Origin of the sequence: Peribacillus sp. NPDC096622, from assembly GCF_044762665.1 — a bacterium.
Classification (GTDB): domain Bacteria; phylum Bacillota; class Bacilli; order Bacillales; family DSM-1321; genus Peribacillus; species Peribacillus frigoritolerans_B.
Genome location: NZ_JBIWES010000003.1, coordinates 189,348 through 207,124, shown reverse-complemented (window position 1 = coordinate 207,124; position 17,777 = coordinate 189,348). Strand labels below are relative to the sequence as shown.

Annotated in this window: 18 protein-coding genes; 11 read left to right on the top strand and 7 right to left on the bottom strand. The window is 43.4% G+C overall.

Annotation, left to right across the window (positions count from 1 at the left end; all coding sequences use genetic code 11):
• Positions 1-95 precede the first annotated feature (95 nt).
• On the bottom strand, positions 96-338 hold the full coding sequence (locus ACIQYG_RS07440) for a hypothetical protein (protein ID WP_402836683.1): 243 nt from the start codon (positions 336-338) through the stop codon (positions 96-98).
• A gap of 149 nt (positions 339-487) precedes the next feature.
• Between ACIQYG_RS07440 and ACIQYG_RS07435 the strand changes: the two genes are divergently transcribed.
• The 6 genes from ACIQYG_RS07435 to ACIQYG_RS07410 all read left to right on the top strand — a co-directional run bounded on the left by ACIQYG_RS07435 (position 488) and on the right by ACIQYG_RS07410 (position 7,640).
• Positions 488-706: a hypothetical protein gene (locus ACIQYG_RS07435; RefSeq protein ID WP_402836681.1), complete on the top strand. Its 219-nt coding sequence runs from the start codon at positions 488-490 to the stop codon at positions 704-706.
• A gap of 354 nt (positions 707-1,060) precedes the next feature.
• Positions 1,061-2,173, top strand: a complete 1,113-nt coding sequence (pdhA, locus tag ACIQYG_RS07430) for a pyruvate dehydrogenase (acetyl-transferring) E1 component subunit alpha (RefSeq protein ID WP_402836679.1) — start codon at positions 1,061-1,063, stop codon at positions 2,171-2,173.
• Complete coding sequence (locus tag ACIQYG_RS07425; RefSeq protein WP_402837167.1) at positions 2,173-3,156, top strand: alpha-ketoacid dehydrogenase subunit beta; 984 nt, start codon at positions 2,173-2,175, stop codon at positions 3,154-3,156. Before pdhA ends, ACIQYG_RS07425 begins: the two co-directional genes overlap by 1 nt.
• A 33-nt stretch (positions 3,157-3,189) precedes the next feature.
• Positions 3,190-4,470 (top strand): dihydrolipoamide acetyltransferase family protein, encoded by a 1,281-nt coding sequence (locus ACIQYG_RS07420; protein ID WP_402836678.1) that lies wholly within the window; start codon positions 3,190-3,192, stop codon positions 4,468-4,470.
• Entirely contained in the window at positions 4,471-5,895 is a 1,425-nt protein-coding gene (gene lpdA / locus ACIQYG_RS07415) for a dihydrolipoyl dehydrogenase (RefSeq protein ID WP_402836676.1), read from the top strand.
• A 365-nt stretch (positions 5,896-6,260) separates the two neighbouring features.
• Positions 6,261-7,640 (top strand): amino acid permease, encoded by a 1,380-nt coding sequence (locus ACIQYG_RS07410; RefSeq protein WP_402836674.1) that lies wholly within the window; start codon positions 6,261-6,263, stop codon positions 7,638-7,640.
• Between the two features lie 90 nt (positions 7,641-7,730).
• Here the strand turns inward: ACIQYG_RS07410 and hisC are convergent, their stop codons facing one another.
• Positions 7,731-8,843, bottom strand: a complete 1,113-nt coding sequence (gene hisC, locus ACIQYG_RS07405; protein ID WP_402836672.1) for a histidinol-phosphate transaminase — start codon at positions 8,841-8,843, stop codon at positions 7,731-7,733.
• 174 nt (positions 8,844-9,017) lie between these two features.
• Here hisC and ACIQYG_RS07400 point away from each other — a divergent pair, with 174 nt between their 5' ends.
• Positions 9,018-9,485 carry an Lrp/AsnC family transcriptional regulator gene (locus ACIQYG_RS07400; protein WP_034314805.1) on the top strand — a complete coding sequence of 156 codons (468 nt, stop codon included), beginning with the start codon at positions 9,018-9,020 and terminating at the stop codon, positions 9,483-9,485.
• A gap of 117 nt (positions 9,486-9,602) precedes the next feature.
• Here ACIQYG_RS07400 and ACIQYG_RS07395 read toward each other — a convergent pair whose 3' ends face one another.
• Positions 9,603-9,998 carry a carboxymuconolactone decarboxylase family protein gene (locus tag ACIQYG_RS07395; protein WP_402836670.1) on the bottom strand — a complete coding sequence of 132 codons (396 nt, stop codon included), beginning with the start codon at positions 9,996-9,998 and terminating at the stop codon, positions 9,603-9,605.
• A 118-nt stretch (positions 9,999-10,116) separates the two neighbouring features.
• Between ACIQYG_RS07395 and ACIQYG_RS07390 the strand changes: the two genes are divergently transcribed.
• Both ACIQYG_RS07390 and ACIQYG_RS07385 read left to right on the top strand, forming a co-directional pair.
• Positions 10,117-10,545, top strand: a complete 429-nt coding sequence (locus ACIQYG_RS07390) for an Lrp/AsnC family transcriptional regulator (RefSeq protein ID WP_402836668.1) — start codon at positions 10,117-10,119, stop codon at positions 10,543-10,545.
• A 235-nt stretch (positions 10,546-10,780) separates the two neighbouring features.
• Positions 10,781-11,713 carry a catalase family peroxidase gene (locus ACIQYG_RS07385; protein WP_402836667.1) on the top strand — a complete coding sequence of 311 codons (933 nt, stop codon included), beginning with the start codon at positions 10,781-10,783 and terminating at the stop codon, positions 11,711-11,713.
• A gap of 310 nt (positions 11,714-12,023) precedes the next feature.
• Here the strand turns inward: ACIQYG_RS07385 and ACIQYG_RS07380 are convergent, their stop codons facing one another.
• Together ACIQYG_RS07380 and ACIQYG_RS07375 are read right to left on the bottom strand one after the other, a co-directional pair.
• Entirely contained in the window at positions 12,024-13,694 is a 1,671-nt protein-coding gene (locus tag ACIQYG_RS07380) for an ABC1 kinase family protein (protein WP_402836666.1), read from the bottom strand.
• Positions 13,695-13,708: 14 nt separating this feature from the next.
• Positions 13,709-14,011, bottom strand: coding sequence for a phasin family protein (locus tag ACIQYG_RS07375; RefSeq protein WP_402836664.1), 303 nt, complete (start codon positions 14,009-14,011; stop codon positions 13,709-13,711).
• 242 nt (positions 14,012-14,253) lie between these two features.
• Between ACIQYG_RS07375 and ACIQYG_RS07370 the strand changes: the two genes are divergently transcribed.
• On the top strand, positions 14,254-15,003 hold the full coding sequence (locus ACIQYG_RS07370) for an SDR family NAD(P)-dependent oxidoreductase (RefSeq protein ID WP_402837165.1): 750 nt from the start codon (positions 14,254-14,256) through the stop codon (positions 15,001-15,003).
• A 1-nt stretch (position 15,004) separates the two neighbouring features.
• Here ACIQYG_RS07370 and ACIQYG_RS07365 read toward each other — a convergent pair whose 3' ends face one another.
• Positions 15,005-15,235, bottom strand: coding sequence for a hypothetical protein (locus tag ACIQYG_RS07365; protein WP_402836662.1), 231 nt, complete (start codon positions 15,233-15,235; stop codon positions 15,005-15,007).
• A 65-nt stretch (positions 15,236-15,300) separates the two neighbouring features.
• Positions 15,301-16,092, bottom strand: coding sequence for a TIGR00266 family protein (locus ACIQYG_RS07360; protein WP_048687434.1), 792 nt, complete (start codon positions 16,090-16,092; stop codon positions 15,301-15,303).
• Positions 16,093-16,282: 190 nt separating this feature from the next.
• Here ACIQYG_RS07360 and glpK point away from each other — a divergent pair, with 190 nt between their 5' ends.
• Positions 16,283-17,773, top strand: a complete 1,491-nt coding sequence (glpK, locus tag ACIQYG_RS07355; protein ID WP_402836660.1) for a glycerol kinase GlpK — start codon at positions 16,283-16,285, stop codon at positions 17,771-17,773.
• Positions 17,774-17,777: the final 4 nt, after the last annotated feature.

Genomic DNA, 17,777 nt, shown 5'->3' with positions numbered 1-17,777 from the left:
CAGGCACTCGCTTTCTGCGGGCGGTCCGGGAGCCTCCTCGGCGCTCGCCTGCGGGGTCTCCCTTGGCCACGCTTTTCCCGCAGGAGTCTCGTACCTTACATTCCAATCAACTGAAACGTTTGTTTAGAAAAAACAAGATTACCCTTCATGTTTTTTACCGTAATCCTCAATGGATTGAATAAATATGCGACACTCCTGCCGAAAAACTGGCTAGCCGAGACCCCACAGGCGCTTGCGTCGAGGAGGCTTGGCAGACAGTCGGCGGAAAGGGAGCGGATTTCTGAGATCAACTGGAACGTTTTTTTGAGGGTCAGTAATTTTTTACCTTTGATTTCCATTCCGGGCACTCGCTTTCCGCGGGCGGTCCGGGAGCCTCCTCGGCGCTCGTCTGCGGGGTCTCCCTTGGCCACGCTTTTCCCGCAGGAGTCTCGTACCTTACATTCCAATCAACTGAAACGTTTGTTTAGAAAAAACTAGATTACCCTTCATGTTAATCCTCAATGGATTGAAGAAATATGCGACACTCCTGCCGAAAAACTGGCTAGCCGAGACCCCACAGGCGCTTGCGTCGAGGAGGCTTGGCAGACAGTCGGCGGAAAGGGAGCGGATTTCTGAGATCAACTGGAATATTCTATTAGAAAAACCGTATGCAACTGGATTTCTTGGAGTTTGTATCCAGCACAAAAAAGCCCCATATATTATATAATGGGTCTTTTTTGTGCTGGATACTTTTTGGGTGAAGATTCTGAATCGATCGGGCATATCACAAATTGTTGGTAATCAATTTGAAATTTCCCCATTAAAGGTTCTCATTTTCAAAATGAAGGTGAGGTATCTGAAAACATATTCTAAATAAAGGTAATATGTAAAAAATTCATTCTATTTAACATATTATTAAAAACCTGGATGTATTATCCTTTTATATAAGGAAATGTAGTTTATGAAACAGCATTTAATCACAGATATAAAGACCAATAAAAACATTTTGGGCTGTTATTTCATGACTGTTCAAAACCTAGGTAAGTTTGCAAAACAAATCTATCTTAAGGGGAGAAATGAAATGGAAAAGACGGGAAACCCAATAATGAAAGCGTATTCAAGTGGAGTTGAGCCGGAAATTTTTCGTGTATTGACTCCAGATGGGGAAATCATTGAAACGATTGATGGAAAAATCGATAAATCACTTATGTTAAAGATGTATGAGAGCATGCTCCTGCTCAGAACATTTGACCGAAAATCAATTAATCTCCAGCGCCAAGGCAGGATCGGGACTTATGCACCTTTCGAAGGGCAGGAAGCTTCCCAAGCAGGAAGCGCTTTGGCATTGGCGGCAGGGGACTGGATGTTTCCCACATACCGTGATCATGGAGCGGCAATCATTCATGGACAGGAATTATACCGTGTTTTCCTATACTGGATGGCACATTTTGATGGTTCGATTTGTCCAGAAGGAAAAAGGTTATTGCCTCCAAGTGTTCCAATTGCCACTCAAATGCTTCATGCAGTTGGAACGGCTTGGGCAAGTAAGATTAAAGGCGAAAAGAATGTTAGCATAGCCTATTTTGGTGATGGAGCGACTTCTGAAGGGGACTTTCATGAAGCACTGAATTTTGCCGGCGTATATAAAACTCCGACAATCTTTTTCTGCCAAAATAATGGCTACGCAATCAGTGTGCCTTTTGAGAAGCAATCGGCATCCAAAACAATATCCCAGCGGGCTGCTGCTTATGACATCCATGGGGTTCGAGTGGATGGAAATGATATTTTTGCAGTATGGATGACTGTAAAGGAGGCTGTTGAAAGAGCGCTTAAAGGGGAAGGGCCTACATTAATCGAAGCCATTACTTTTCGCTATGGCGCCCATACTACTGCAGACAATCCGAACATATATCGCGATCAGGATGAAATTTCAACGTTCTGGAGGGAAAACAGGGATCCGATTACACGTCTTAGAAAGTATTTGAATAAAGAGGGGCATTGGAATGAAGAACAGGAAGAATTGGTGTTAAAGCAATTCAACGAACTGATTGATGCTCACCTTAAAAAGGCCGAAGGGTATCCGAAATCCGACCCGCTCGAAATGTTTAACCATGTATATGCCGAGGAGTCATGGCATCTAAAGGAACAGAAGCAGGAATTGAACCAATTCTTAAAGAAAGGCGGGAAGAAATGATGGGCAAAAATTTAACGATGCTTCAGGCTATTACGGAAGCGCTGGACCAAATGCTGGGTCATGATGATCGCGTGATGATCTTGGGTGAGGACATTGGGGTGAATGGCGGTGTTTTTCGATCGACGGAAGGACTTTATGAGAAGTATGGAAATGATCGAGTTGTGGATACGCCATTAGCTGAATCCGGAATCATCGGCTCTGCCATTGGTTTAGCTCTTAATGGAATGCTGCCCATAGTGGAGATCCAGTTTCTCGCCTTTATTTATCCGGGATTCGAGCAGCTCGTTTCCCATGCTGCCCGTATGAGATATCGTACTCGTGGGCAGTTTGGGGTGCCCCTCGTAATCCGTACGCCATATGGTGCCGGAATCAGGGGCCCGGAACTTCATTCCGAAAGTGTCGAAACCTTCTTTGCCCATACTCCTGGTTTAAAGGTGGTTGCACCCAGTAATCCATATGACGCAAAAGGGCTGCTCATTTCAGCGCTTGAAGATCCAGATCCGGTGATTTTTTTGGAACCGACTAAATTGTATCGGGCTTTTAAGGAAGAAGTTCCCGACGAAATGTACCGAATACCAATCGGTCAAGCAAAAGTGGTCCAGGAGGGAAGCGATCTGACCATTTTTGCATGGGGGGCCATGTTAAGGGAGGCATTGAATGCCACGAAAAAGATTGAAGCAGAAAAAGGATGGAAATGTGAAGTGGTCGATCTTAGAACTTTATACCCTTTAGATAGGGATACGATCGTGAAATCCATTAAAAAGACAGGTCGTGCATTAATCGTCCATGAAGCCCACAAGACTGCCGGATTAGGTGCGGAGATTATCTCCATCATTAATGATGAAGCTCTTATTTACCTGAAAGCGCCGATTAAGCGTGTAACAGGATTTGATGTACCGGTTCCGCCGTTTACAATAGAAGATCATTATTTACCGACTGTTGACCGTGTAAAACAAGGAATAGTCGAAACGATATCATTTTAATTCATTAAGGGAGAAGGAGAAGGAGGATGGCGCATGATGGAATTTAAACTTCCTGATGTAGGGGAAGGGATGCATGAAGGGGAAATTATCCAATGGCTCATCAAAGAAGGGGATGCTGTAAAACAAGACCAACCCATTGTTGAGGTGCAAACGGATAAAGTCAATGCGGAATTGACAGCTCCGGCAGCGGGAGTAGTTAAGAAAATATTTTTTTCCGAAGGGGATATTGTGGAAGTGGGAACCACTATATTCACGATTCAGGAAGAGAACGATGTGTCAGTTCCGGATACAGGCATTAGGGAAGAAGAAAACCAAGTCGGGCAATCCGGTGATGTAAAAGTAAATCCGGAGCATATTACGACTAAACAGCATCATCAGGCAGTGCGTGCGTTGGCAACCCCATTCGTGCGTCAAATTGCCAGGGAAATGAAGATTGATATCGAGAAGGTTAAAGGCTCCGGTCCAGCTGGGCGAATTACCGAAAGTGACTTGAAGCAGTTTCAAGAAAATAATTCGTTTACACGGGAAAATGCCAAACAGCATGATGACAAAACTGTTCAAGAGATGGCCCCGATGAAGGATGCCGTACTTGCAAAAGGTTTGGAAAATGAGCGGGAAGAGCGGATACCGCTTAAAGGCATTCGTAAAAAAATCGCTGAACATATGGTAAAGTCCGTTTCGACCATTCCTCATGTAACCCATGTAGATGAATTGGAAATGGACCGATTAAAGGAATTTAAAAATCAATTGAAGGAGTACTCCGATGATAAGGATATAAAATTGACCTTTTTGCCATTTTTCATTAAAGCCATTGTCATCGCCTTAAAGGAGTTCAAAACATTAAACGCTTCACTTGATGAAAGAACCAATGAAATCATCCTGAAGAATTATTATCATATTGGGATTGCGACGAATACAACAGAAGGTCTCATTGTTCCGGTCATAAAACATGCAGATCAAAAAACCATTTTCCAACTTGCTGATGAAATCAGGCAATTGGCAGCCAAAGCCCGTGAAGGGAAGTTGAGCATAGATCAAATCACAGGCAGTACATTTACCATCAGCAATGTAGGGCCGATCGGAGGGATGCACGCGACCCCGATCATTAACTATCCGGAAGCGGCCATATTAGCTTTGCATAAAATGGAACATCGTATGGTCGTTCGCGATTTGGAAGGTGTTATCCGTTTAATGATGAATATGTCGCTTTCTTTCGATCATCGTTTGATTGATGGGGTAACAGCGGTGCACTTTACCAATAAAATCAAGGAATTGCTGGAAAATCCAATTCGTTTAGTTGTGGAGATGAGATAAATGGTAGTAGGGGAAGTTGCTGTTGAGACGGAGGTTATCATTATTGGAGGAGGTCCGGGAGGATATGCTGCGGCTATTCGTCTCGGCCAGTTAGGAAAATCGGTCGTGCTGGTTGAGAAGGATAAGCTGGGCGGGGTTTGCCTTAATCGGGGCTGTATACCTTCAAAAGCATTGATTCACGCAGCTGATCAATACCATGGGCTTAACGATTTAGGGAAAATGGGAATCCGGCTGCCTCAGGAAAGAACCACTATGGACTTGGGAGTTTGGCAGGCTTGGAAAGCGGGCATCACATCCCAGTTGGGGCAAGGTATTGCCCATTTGTGTAAGGAAAACGGAGTGACGGTGGTTAAAGGCCAAGCAACCTTTTTATCTGATGACCGCATTGGAGTTGAAACCGATGGCGATTTTGAAACTTACAAGTTTGAACAGGCAATTATTGCGACGGGGTCCAGACCTTTCATTCCATCCTTCATTAAAGTCGATGGAGAATATATATTGGATTCAACAACATCTTTGCAGCTGAAAGAAGTTCCTTCAAGCTTGTCGATCATCGGCGGAGGATATATCGGAATCGAGCTGGGTATGGCATTTGCAAAGCTAGGTACTAAAGTGACCATCATTGAGATGGACAATCGCATTCTTCCCCAAGTTGCTGAAAACCTGGTAAAGGAGGTCACCCGGAATATCAAGAAGCTTGGGATCAATATCAAAACATCCTCGCGGGTAGAAAAAGCGAGTGTAGTGGATGGTCAAGTGCATCTTCTTGTGTCCTCGGAAGAACAAGGGACGGAAGCGGTCGTGAGCGAAAAGACCCTGGTTACAATTGGCAGGATCCCTAACACTGAAGAAATTGGCCTGAATCGGGCTGGAGTTACGGTTGGCGAGAAAGGCCATATAGCAGTGGATATGGAATGCCGTACAAATGTGCCGCACATTTTTGCCATCGGTGACACTACGCCAGGTCCGGCTCTTGCCCATCGAGCGTCCAAACAGGGAATCGTGGCAGCTGAAGTGATAGCGGGGCTGCCAAGTGCTGTTGACTCGCCTTATGTTCCCTATGTAATCTTCTCGGAACCACAAATAGCTGGTGTTGGTTTAAGCCGTGAAGAAGCTGAACAACGGGGATACAGCGTCAAGGTTGGCAAATTTCCGTTCAGTGCCAACGGAAGGGCGCTTGCAACGAATGAAACGGAGGGATTTGCAGAAGTTATCGTGGATGCCAATAGCCATATATTGCTCGGAATGCATATGGTAGGTGCTGATGCTTCCAACCTTATAGGTGAAGGGGTCCTTGCCCTTGAGCTGGCGGCTCGGGTCGAGGATATAGCCCTCAGCATGCATCCTCATCCCACTTTGACCGAGGGGTGGTTGGAAGCGGCTGAGGCAGTTTTGGGACATGCAATTCACATCGTAAATAAATAGGAAAAGGTAAAGTCATGGGGATTACCAATGTAGTCCCCGATTAGAATGTTATATCTTAATGGAGTCAAAAACCTGGAATTGGTACCCGAAAGGCAAGGCTATCAGTAAATTCACTCCATTTCGAAAATCTGTCCCGGCGTTTGACCAAACAGGGGCGTATTGGCCAGCAATGATTCCCTCTTGTAAAACCATCGACATATTGATATCATTTTTACTTTGGGGAAGTATAGAGTTTTCAATAAAGCTTTGGATCCTTCAACTCCTAAACCATAACGGTTGATGAGATAACAAATCTATTCGCCATTCAACGATTGAAATGGGTTTAATTTATACGAGGAAATTATGGAATGAAGGAGGCAAATGAAATGGAGTCAAATGGTGGATCATTGCAAAAGAAATTATTGCCGCGGCATATTAGTATGATGGCAATGGGAGGGGCAATAGGTACTGGGATTTTTAAAGGAAGTGCCGAAACCATATCGTTAGCAGGGCCAGGAGTCATATTCACTTATATTTTTGCAGGATTATTACTGCTTGTAGTCATGGGTGCTATAGCGGAGATGGCAATCGTCTATCCAAATACGAATATGAAAGGCTTCGTTCAGAAAGCGTTCGGTAAGCGCTTCTCCTTCATCGTAGGCTGGATGTATTGTTTCATGTGGCTGTCCGTTTGTGTCATTGAGGTAGTGGTGGCAGGAAGCTTCTTGCAGTATTGGCTCCCGGCAATCCCGCTATGGATATTAAGTTTAGGGTGTGCAGCTTTCATCATTGGAATTAACATGATGAATGTCAAAAATTATGGTGAATTCGAATTTTGGTTTGCTGGCATTAAAATTACAATGATCATCTTATTCATCATATTGGGAGCCTGTATTTTATTTGGTGTCATCCCAAGCGGCGGATCTAATTATCTGCAAAACTTCACAGGGCATGGAGGATTTTTCCCAAATGGGTGGATGTCCATCTTTTCGGCCTTACTGATCGTCATGTTCTCCTATGGCGGTTCCGAGTTAATAGGGGTGACGGTAACGGAAGCAAAGGATGCAGAACGCATTTTACCTAAGGTCATTAAAAACTATATTTGGAGAGTCGTATTATTCTTCACCTTACCGATCCTTGTAATCTGCGGTTTGATTCCGTGGAACGAAATTAGCGACCAGGCAAGTCCGTTTGTACAAGTTTTGTCAATGTCAGGTTTTCAGGGATCTGCACATATCATGAATTTCATTTTGATTACGGCCGTCTTATCAGCCGCTAACTCTGGAATATATGGGTGTACCCGAATGCTGCATTCTTTAGCTGCAGAAGGGGAAGCTCCCAAGTCGTTCTCTTATGTATCAAAAAATGGCGTTCCCATGTACAGTTTGATATTAAGTGCAGTTGTATTGGTCGTCGGCTCCATGATTACTTTCATTGCACAGGACAAGGCATTTGCTCTATTAATGGCGTTTCCGGGTTTTGTAGTATCACTTGTATGGATCAGCATCTGTTTAGCGCAGCTAAAACTTCGTAATTCATATCCCAAAGCCCCGAGTTTTAAATTGTGGGGATTTCCATATGTAACCTTGTTTACCGTAATCACCTTAAGTATCATTTGTGTCACGTTCGTGTTCAGTGAACAGAATCGGATCAGTATCATTGCTTGCCTGATTGTGTTGGCTGCCTTAATCTCGATTTCGATTTTTAAATTTAAAAGTGTGGACAAACAGGAAACACCTATAATAGAAAAGAATATCGCTAAATAAATCCACGTAAAAGATACGACATGGGCAAAGGTGTCCATGTCGTATCTTTCATTAATAATCACTGATATTGTGCAACTTCATTTCGGTTGGTCATGCATCAGACGTTTTATTGATTATATGTTGCAAGGATGCTATGAATCTCTCGTTTTCAAGCGGAGTGCCGATGGTCACGCGGATAGTATTTTCATAGCCTAGCAAATGACCTGAACGGATGATGACACCTTGAATTAATAACTTCTCAAAAATGTCCCTGCCAGGCTGGTTCAATTTGACCATCAAGAAGTTGGCATGTGAAGGGAAGAATGTTAAACCCATCTTGCTTAGTTCGTTTTCTAAATATCTTCTTCCTTCCCCATTCTTACGAACACACTTCTCAACAAATGGATGGTCGTCGAGGGAAGCGAATGCCGCAGCCTGTGCTAAACGATTGGTATTGAAGGGTTCCTTCACTTTAACTAGCTCTTGTATGATGGAGGCATCCATTAAACCGTATCCAATCCTTAAAGCAGCCAGTCCATAAATCTTTGAAAAAGTGCGTAAGATAACCAGATTTGAGTGCATATTGAGAAGTGGTAAGGTTTCTAAATACTCTGCATCATCGACATATTCATAGTATGCTTCATCAACGATCAGTAAAATATGTTTCGGCACCTTCTCGATAAAAGAGCGTAACTTTTCTTTTTGAACGATCGTTCCTGTCGGATTATTGGGATTACAGACAAATATCATTCTTGTTTTTTCTGTTATGGCTTCATACATACCCTGAAGGTCATGTACACCATTGATGAGAGGAACCTTTACAGGTGTGCCGCCGTCAATCATTACATTCGTTTCATACCGTGGAAATGTCACATCAGCCATGATGACTTCATCATTTTGTTGGATATAGGTTCGTGTCAACAAACGTATCACTTCATCAGATCCATTGCCTAAAATGATATGATCTTTATTGATATTCAATTTCCTTGCCAGCTTTTCAGCTAATGCAGGCGCCATACCTTCAGGATAAAAGGAGGTTTGCTCCATCTCGGTAAGCATGGCTTCTTTTGCTAGAGGTGAGTAACCGAATGGGTTCTCATTGGATGCCAATTTAACGATCGTTTCAAGACCAAGTTCGCGTTGCACTTCTTCAATCGGCTTGCCGGAAACATATGGGCTAATGCTTTCGATGTTTTGTCGAACCGGGATTTTCGTAAAGGTCAATGCAGGTTCCTCCCTTTAGTAAATTTCTGAATTTTCTTTTTCTATTTGATTATTTTAATGATAGAATATTAACTGTTAAATTTACATACAAAAAAGAATGTATTTTTCGCTATCCATAAAACATTTTAAAGAAATATATGCTTATATTCCTTCATTATGAAAGGCGGTTGCTTCATGGATGAAATAGATGTCAGTTTACTGGAACTTTTACAAAAAGATGGACGCATTACGATTAGTGAACTATCGAAGAAATTGGCTCTCAGTCGACCTAGCATCTCTGAACGAATGTACCGCCTGCAAGAAAAGGGGATCATTGAGGGGTTCAGCGCAAGGGTTTCACCTTTGGCTATAGGAAGGGGTGTACTTGTATTCATTCAGGTGAGTGAACTTAAGGTTCCTGTTTCCGATTTTGAGCAATTAGTGAAAAATGATTTAGATATTATCGAGTGCCACCGTGTAACAGGAACAGTTGGATATTTTTTGAAGGCGGCTTTAGCTGATATGGACAGCATGAGATTACTGATAGATCGATTAATACCCTATGGACATCTGAATACATCTGTGGTTTTGACATCCCCGGTACCTTCCCGCTCCATTCTTCCAAGGATCAATGAAATGGAGGATCATGGTGCGAAATCCTAGGCGGTCATTCAACTGATGCTGGCAAGGGTGGGGTACCGTTCAAACTAATGAGGGTTAGAATTTAGGTTTTTATACAGAAAGGAACGAGGCAGAGGGCCTGTTCCTTTTCTGGTGTTATTATAAATCCATCAGTGCCCCGAAATATTGCTGGGCGGTTGTAAAACAAATGAATGCCAATAGTTCAGAAATCTCTTCATCATTGAACACTTCCTTCAATACTTGGAAAAACTTTTCCTCCGTTTTTTCACGTTGCAAGAGAAATACTTTTGCAAATGCGATTGCATAGCTTTCTTTCATATCGTCCGGCTTTAGTGGAGTCCCTTTTGCCTGACAGTATGAGCAGCCATTACCGTATGCAAGCACCCTTCTGACGTTTTCCTTTAATTTCTTCGAAAGCTTCCCATCTGCAGATATGCAATCTGAGAGATCCGACCATTTATTCGAAATCTCTTCAGAATGAAATAATCTTTGAAATGGACTGGATCCCTGTGATGATTTTTTTATTCTTGTCATGAACACCTCTCCTTTGAGATAATCCTAATATAAAAATCCAGGTATTTTAATTCCGTTTGTAAAGTAATACGGTTGAATAATGAATGAATGTAAAGAGAAGAAGGGGAATAATTTAAAAATGAAAATAGATGAGAAAGACCAGAGCATCCTTGCCGAATTAACGTTGAATAGCCGAATCTCCATGAGGGAATTGGCAAAGAAAGTAAACCTCTCGGCCCCTACCGTCGCCGAACGGGTACGGCAAATGGAATCGTTCGGGATCATTAAAGGGTATGTTGCCGAGATTGATCATAAAAAGATCGGTTTTCCAATTGAGTGTATCGTGGAAGCAACGATAAAAAATGGGGACTATGAGAAATTCAAAAAGTATATCTCCAAGGTGCCGAATGTTGATTTTTGTTATCGAATTGCCGGGCAGGCTTGCTTTATGCTGAAAATCCACACTCAGAGCCTTGAAGAAGTGGAGGAATTCATCAATCGGACCATCCCTTTTGCGGCAACCGTTACCCATGTGATCCTTTCACAGGTGGAGCGGGAACAGGAATGAGTATTTTTATAATGGAAGAAAAAGAGTCCCTGTATATGCCGAACATTTTGAACCGCTCTTGAATTAATGGATAAAATCGCGTGTCCATAAGGTATAACATATGGTTACAGCGCCTGGATATTTCCAGGTGTTTTTTTGCAATCAATGCTTTCGGTGATTCAAGAAAGAATAAGCCAATGGTAAAAGGGGTACATGTAATAATGGATTATAATCTGAAAGGGTAGGGTGAGGTATCATGGAGGGAACTGACGACTTTAAACCTGAACTGGCCAGGGAAGCAGTAAATGTGATAGAAAATGTAGCAGGAACACATCCTGGTTATCGGCGTGTGCATGCAAGGGGATATGTTTATGAGGGGGTTTTTACCCCAAACGGAAAAGCTTCCCCATTAACGGTGGCTTCGCATCTTCAGGATGAAGCCGTGCCGGTGATCATTCGGTTTTCAAATAGCTCGCCGATTCCAAGCCATCCTGATGCCATTTCCCCTGTAAAGGGCATGGCAGTCAAGTTTCATTTGCCGAATGGAAAGGTGTCAGATCTTATTACTGTGACCATTCCGTTATTCTTTGCAAAAACACCACAAGCGTTTGTTGATATTGCTGGCTTTTTCAAATCTGCAAAGGAAGGTTTCCCCAATCTGAAAGATCTTGCAAAAATCCTGTTGAAATACCCTGAAAGCATGGCGAGCTTGCAAATGCTTAAAGAAATGCGTTCTCCAGCCAGTTTTTCAACGTGCCAATATTACTCCATTCACGCATTCTATTTCATTAACAAGCAAGGAAGGCGGCAGCCCATCAAGTATGAGTGGGTGCCTGATGCCGGCCTTAGTATGTTAGAACAAGGGGAGGTGGCCGAGCATTCGCCGGAGTATCTGGATGAAGAAATGGAAAAGAGGCTTAAAGAAGGTCCGGTAGGCTTTAAATTGAACATCCAAATAGGAGGGGAAAATGACCCGACTGACGATCCGACTACAGCTTGGTCGGAAGCTAAACAGGTAATCACGATAGGGCATTTAATGATCTCCAAAAAATCGGAAGTGTGTAAAGATGCTTTATTGTTTGATCCAACCAATATTCCAAAAGGAATCGAGTGCTCGGAAGACCAGATCTTGCATTTTCGCCATAGTGCTTATGCCGTTTCATATGAACGTCGGATAAATAACCAATGAATGAAATCAAGAAAAGGGAACCCCTTACTAAAGGGGGCTCCCTTCATAAAACCTGTTTTAGAAATCCGCTCACTTTTCGAGCCTGACACCAATCCTTCTGCCGCAAGCATAAACTATTCTTAATCAATTCGGGATGAGACCAGCCTGCAAATCCTTTAAATACCATTCCAGTTGATTGAAATGGAAGGTACGACTCCTGTAGGAAAAGCGAAGTCCAAGGGAGACCCCACAGGCGCAAAGGGCGCCGAGGAGGATTCCGGACCGCCCTCGGAAAGCGAATGTCTGGAGTGGAAATCAAAGTTTAGTAAGTTTACATTTTTCCGGATCTGAAAATGGTATAGAGCATAAGTAAGAACATCAGGGTTGCAACGACAAATCCAATCTCGATAACCGGTATCTTCCATAAGGTCAAGGTTTCCCCGCCGATTGCAGAGCCGATAATGAGACCGACCATGATTATGCTGAATGCAAGCAGGATAATACTGAACGACAGCCGGTTCGAGATTTGATCAAGCTTATGTAAAAAAACTTGAAGTTCTGGGATGTTAATATCGAGCCGCAATTTCCCTTTTTTAATGATACCCGTCACTTCCTTGAGATCCTTGGGCAGTTCGGCAATGGCTTCAGCAGACTCAATGAATTGATTCCAGGCGTTCTTCGCAATGTTTTTTGGGTTGTAGCGTTCTTTAAAAAGCCTTTCCCCAAAAGGTTCAGCTGCCTTCATGATGCTGAAATTCGGATCTAGCCCTTCGACAATGGCCTCCATGGTAAGCAGAGCCTTTCCGAGCATCGTGAATTCGGGAGGGATTTGGACTTGGTGCCGATTGGCAACGGTGAACAGGTCATTGACTGCTCCGCCTAAGCTGATTTGGCTCAATGGGATATCATAATATTTATTTCGCAGTTCATCAATATCCCCCCTTAATGGTGCCATATCGATTTCGTCCGTCAGGAGGCCCATATCTGAAAGTGTCTTGATCAATCCATTGGTGCTTCCGCGTTTCAGATTGATGACAAGTGAGGCGAACTGATACTTCGTTTCTTCCTCCAGACGTCCCACCATTCCAAAATCCATGAGTGCGACTACATTCCCTGGCAAAATGATGATATTGCCTGGGTGGGGATCGCCGTGATAAAAGCCATCGATCAATATTTGATGAAGCATGGAGTTCGCTAATCTTTCCGCGATTTGCCGGCGATCATAACCTTCATCATCAAGCTGTTTATAATGATTGACCTTAATTCCTTGAATGAAATCCATTGTCAGGACCCTTTTTGTGGAAAACTCCCAATGGATCCTTGGTACCTTAAACCCTTGATCATCGATGAATTGCTTGGCAATTCTTTCCCCGTTTCGACCCTCATAGTTATAATCGAGTTCTGCACGGAGTGATTTAGCGAATTCATCAATCATTTTTCTGATTTGATAACGTCTTGCCCAAGATATGCGAGCTTCCATAAGTCTTGCCAAATCATCGAGAATTTCCAAATCCGTTTCCACCGTCGGCAGAATATCGGGGCGCTGCACTTTGATTGCTACGACTTCCTGTGACGGAAGCCGTGCCGTGTGGACCTGTCCAATCGAAGCGGTAGCCAGTGGGGTTTCATTAAATTCCAGAAAAATGTTTTCCAAAGAATCACCCAATTCGGCTTCGACAATTTTACGGACCTTATCAAATGGAAAAGGGGTGACCTGGTCCTGTAGCTTTTCAAGCTCACGGACGATTTCGTCAGGAACGAAATCACGCCTCGTACTTGCAATCTGTCCAAGTTTAATGAATGTAGGTCCCAAGCTTTGTAATATCGTATGCAGCCGCTCTCCGATTGAGCGGAGGTTCAGGTTTTCATCGGGTTGGAGTTTCGATCCCGCTTTGCTCTCGGATAATCCCAAACGATGGATGAAGTAACCGAAACCATTTTTCAAGAAGGCATTAATGATTTCCTGGTAACGGTGTGCGTGTTTCAGTCGCTTGCGAAACATTCAAGTACCTCCTGTCACGATTGTAAGTTTTGGTTCTGTTTCTCCAAAATTACGATACGGCGCTCCAATTCCTGGACTTCTTCTTTAGTTGCCAAGTTTAGGCCATTGAGCGCTTGATTGACTTTGGCCTTGACGGAATCATCCAGCTGCTTTTGGGCTTGTTCCCCTTTTTCGACCCATTGCTTAATAAGGACCTTGGAGTCTTCTTTGCTGATATCGCCTTTTTTGACAAGAGAGTCCACTGCTTTTTCAATTTGCTCTTTTGTAGAAGCGGCAGCACCTAATCCTAATGAAAACACATTTTTTAATAAGTCCATTTTACATTCCTCCAATATAAATTTTTACACTGTAAGAAAGATAATAGCGGATGCCATTCACTCCTGGTTCATTCTTGTTGTTACTATCTATCATACATCACTTTAGGGCAGCTACAAAAAAATAAGGGTCCTGTTATTATTGATGATAAGGAGAAGGATTTTTCAATATGTCAAATTTGTTTGAAGTGAAGCGGATTGGATATGATGATAAGGGAAAAAACTGTGAAAGTGAGGTTGGAATAATGGGTTTCAAAAATAAAACGGTGATTGTTACAGGCGCTTCGAATGGGATAGGGAGAGGCGTGGCAAAGGGATATGCAGAAAGCGGCGCTTCAGTCGTTCTCGCTGATTTGGACGAGCGGGAAGGTCTTCTGTATGTGGAAGAGCTCAAAAGTAACGGTCATGAAGCCATGTTCGTTACAACGGATGTACGCAAGGAAGCTGACATTCAACATTTGATGGATGTAACTCTAAAAACATATAAGACCATTGATATATTAATCAATAATGCAGGAAAGGCATTATTCAAATCGCTTTATGATCTGACGATTGAGGAATGGGACGATATGATGAATACGAATTTGCGCAGTGTTTTCCTCTGTTCCCGGGCCGCGGCAGAATCGATGCGGAAAAATGAAATGGGAGGTGCAATCATCAATATAGCATCAACGAGAGCGATGATGTCTGAGCCGGATTCGGAATCCTATGCAGCGACAAAAGGAGGGATCAAAGCACTGACACATGCACTTGCCGCTTCTTTGGGCAAAGAGAAAATTACGGTCAATTCGATTTCTCCGGGGTGGATTGAAACAGGAGATTATGAATCGCTTAGGGATAAAGATCACCAGCAGCATTTTTCAAATCGGGTTGGCAAACCGGAAGATATTGCAAGGGCCTGTCTTTATTTGACGGCAACGGAAAATAATTTCGTTACGGGTGAGGATCTTATCGTCGATGGAGGCATGACAAGAAAAATGGTGTACGAGGAGTAACTCATTTTTTCCGATAGAGATATTGCAGTTCAGTACCGAGCTCACGGTTGAGCAGCTGTTCCATTTCTTCAAGCTCTTTTATGCCGATAGGGGGATCGGCAGCTGTCCAATGAACGGTATAAACAAAATGGTAATCTCTTATTTTTCGGAAAATGACAGGCGAATTCGGGAATTGATCAAAAATTGCCCTGATATTATAGCGTCTCATGTAGGACCACTTAACAAGCTGCATGTAGCTACCCACCCTTTTCCAAAAGAGATCAATGACTGCCAGGATGGCAGCCATTGGTCCGGTTCTTATTTATCGTTGAATAAATTGAATAAGCCTCTTGCTACGCTGCCTTCTTCGGATGATCCTCCATTTTGCGGCGCTGCAGCAAATACACGGCTGGCAAGCCGGCTGAATGGCAAAGATTGCACCCAGACTGTCCCGGGCCCTTTTAATGTTGCAAAGAATAAACCTTCGCCTCCGAACAAAGCGGTTTTCACGCCTTTTACAGTTTCGATATTATAATCTACCCCGCTAGTCATTGCCACTAAACATCCTGTATCGACGCGTAAAATCTCTCCTGCTGCCAATTCCTTTTTATGGATCGTGCCGCCGGCATGAACGAAGGTCATTCCATCTCCTTCTAGTTTTTGCATGATGAAGCCTTCACCGCCAAAGAAGCCTGCCCCTATTTTTCTCTGAAACTCAATTCCGACCGAAACGCCTTTTGCAGCCGCCAGGAAAGCGTCCTTTTGACAAATGATTTTCCCGCCTAGCTCGCTTAAATCCATCGGGATGATTTTCCCTGGATAAGGCGAGGCGAATGAAACGTGTTTTTTATCTCGTCCTTCATTCGTAAAAGCCGTCATGAAAAGACTTTCACCAGTAAGGAGCCGTTTCCCGGCACCGAATAGCTTACCCATCATACCGCTGTCACCATTCGAAGACCCATCACCAAAGATGGTTTCCATCTTGATTTGATCTTCCATCATCATTAAACTTCCAGCTTCGGCAATCACCGTTTCCTGAGGGTCCAATTCCACTTCAACAAACTGCATGTCATCTCCATATAACTTAAAATCTATTTCATGATTATTCAATTTCCATTCCTCCCATCCGCTTATTTTCATTGTAAAAGATAAACTCTTAACCTGCCAATATTTTTCAGTTTACTGCTGTAATTTATATATTTTTTGTTTTCAAGGGTATATCTAGTAAAATGAAGAAAGAAAAAACAGCATGACACTTAAGCTGAAATGAACCTTTTCTTAAGTGCAGGAGGAGACAGCCGTGGAGACTTACATACTATCATTGGACCAGGGAACGACAAGTTCCCGGGCCATTTTATTTAATAAAAGCGGGGAAGTTTTGCATATTGCCCAAAAGGAATTCACCCAATATTTCCCGAATCCAGGATGGGTGGAGCATAACGCCAATGAAATTTGGGGTTCCATCCTATCGGTAATCGCTTCCTGTCTATCGGAAATGAATGTAAAGCCTGACCAGATCGCTGGAATTGGCATAACGAATCAACGCGAGACGACCGTGGTGTGGGATAAGGAAACAGGACAGCCGATTCATCATGCCATCGTCTGGCAATCCCGGCAGACAAGCGAAATTTGTACGCAATTGAAGGATGAGGGCCTCGATGACTTATTTTTGCAGAAAACCGGTTTGTTGATTGATGCATATTTTTCCGGTACAAAGGTGAAATGGATTCTCGACCATGTAGATGGGGCACGGGAAAAGGCTGAAAATGGAGACTTATTGTTTGGTACGATCGATACGTGGCTAATATGGAAACTTTCGGGTGGTAAAGCACATATAACCGATTATTCGAATGCTTCAAGGACGTTGATGTATAACATTCATGACCTGAAGTGGGACGAAGAGCTGCTGGAAATCCTGCAAGTGCCGCGATCGATGCTTCCGGATGTTCGCTCTTCATCGGAGATATATGGGAAAACAGCGCCACACCATTTCTTTGGGCACGAAATTCCGATTGCCGGAGCAGCGGGAGATCAACAGGCTGCTTTGTTCGGCCAAGAATGCTTTGAAAAAGGAATGGCTAAGAATACGTATGGCACCGGATGCTTCATGCTGATGAACACAGGAGAAAAGGCAGTGAAATCAGAGCATGGCCTTTTGACCACGATTGCATGGGGGCTGAATGGAAAAGTCGAATATGCCTTGGAAGGAAGTATTTTTGTCGCAGGTTCGGCCATACAATGGTTAAGGGATGGACTGAAACTCTTGAATGATCCGAAAGACAGTGAAAAGTATGCTTTGCGGGTCACTTCAGCCGATGGTGTCTATGTAGTTCCCGCATTTGTTGGATTAGGCACCCCTTATTGGGATAGTGATGTCAAGGGAGCTGTATTCGGACTGACAAGGGGGACATCGAAGGAGCATTTCGTCCGGGCAACATTGGAAGCATTGGCCTACCAGACAAAAGATGTCCTTAGCGCCATGGAAGTCGATTCAGGGATTAACCTAAAGGCATTGAGGGTCGATGGCGGGGTTGTCAAAAACAACTTCTTGATGGAATTCCAAAGCGGCCTCCTGAATGTACCAGTCGAAAGACCCGTCATTAGTGAAACGACAGCGTTAGGAGCGGCGTATTTGGCAGGGCTCGCTGTCGGATATTGGGAAGATCAGGAAGAGATTTCAAAGCTATGGGCAGTCGATAAGAAATTCGAACCCGAGATGGAAGAACAGGAACGGAAAGATTTATATGATGGCTGGAAAAAGGCAGTTCAGGCGGCAAGGGTTTTTAAATAGAGTA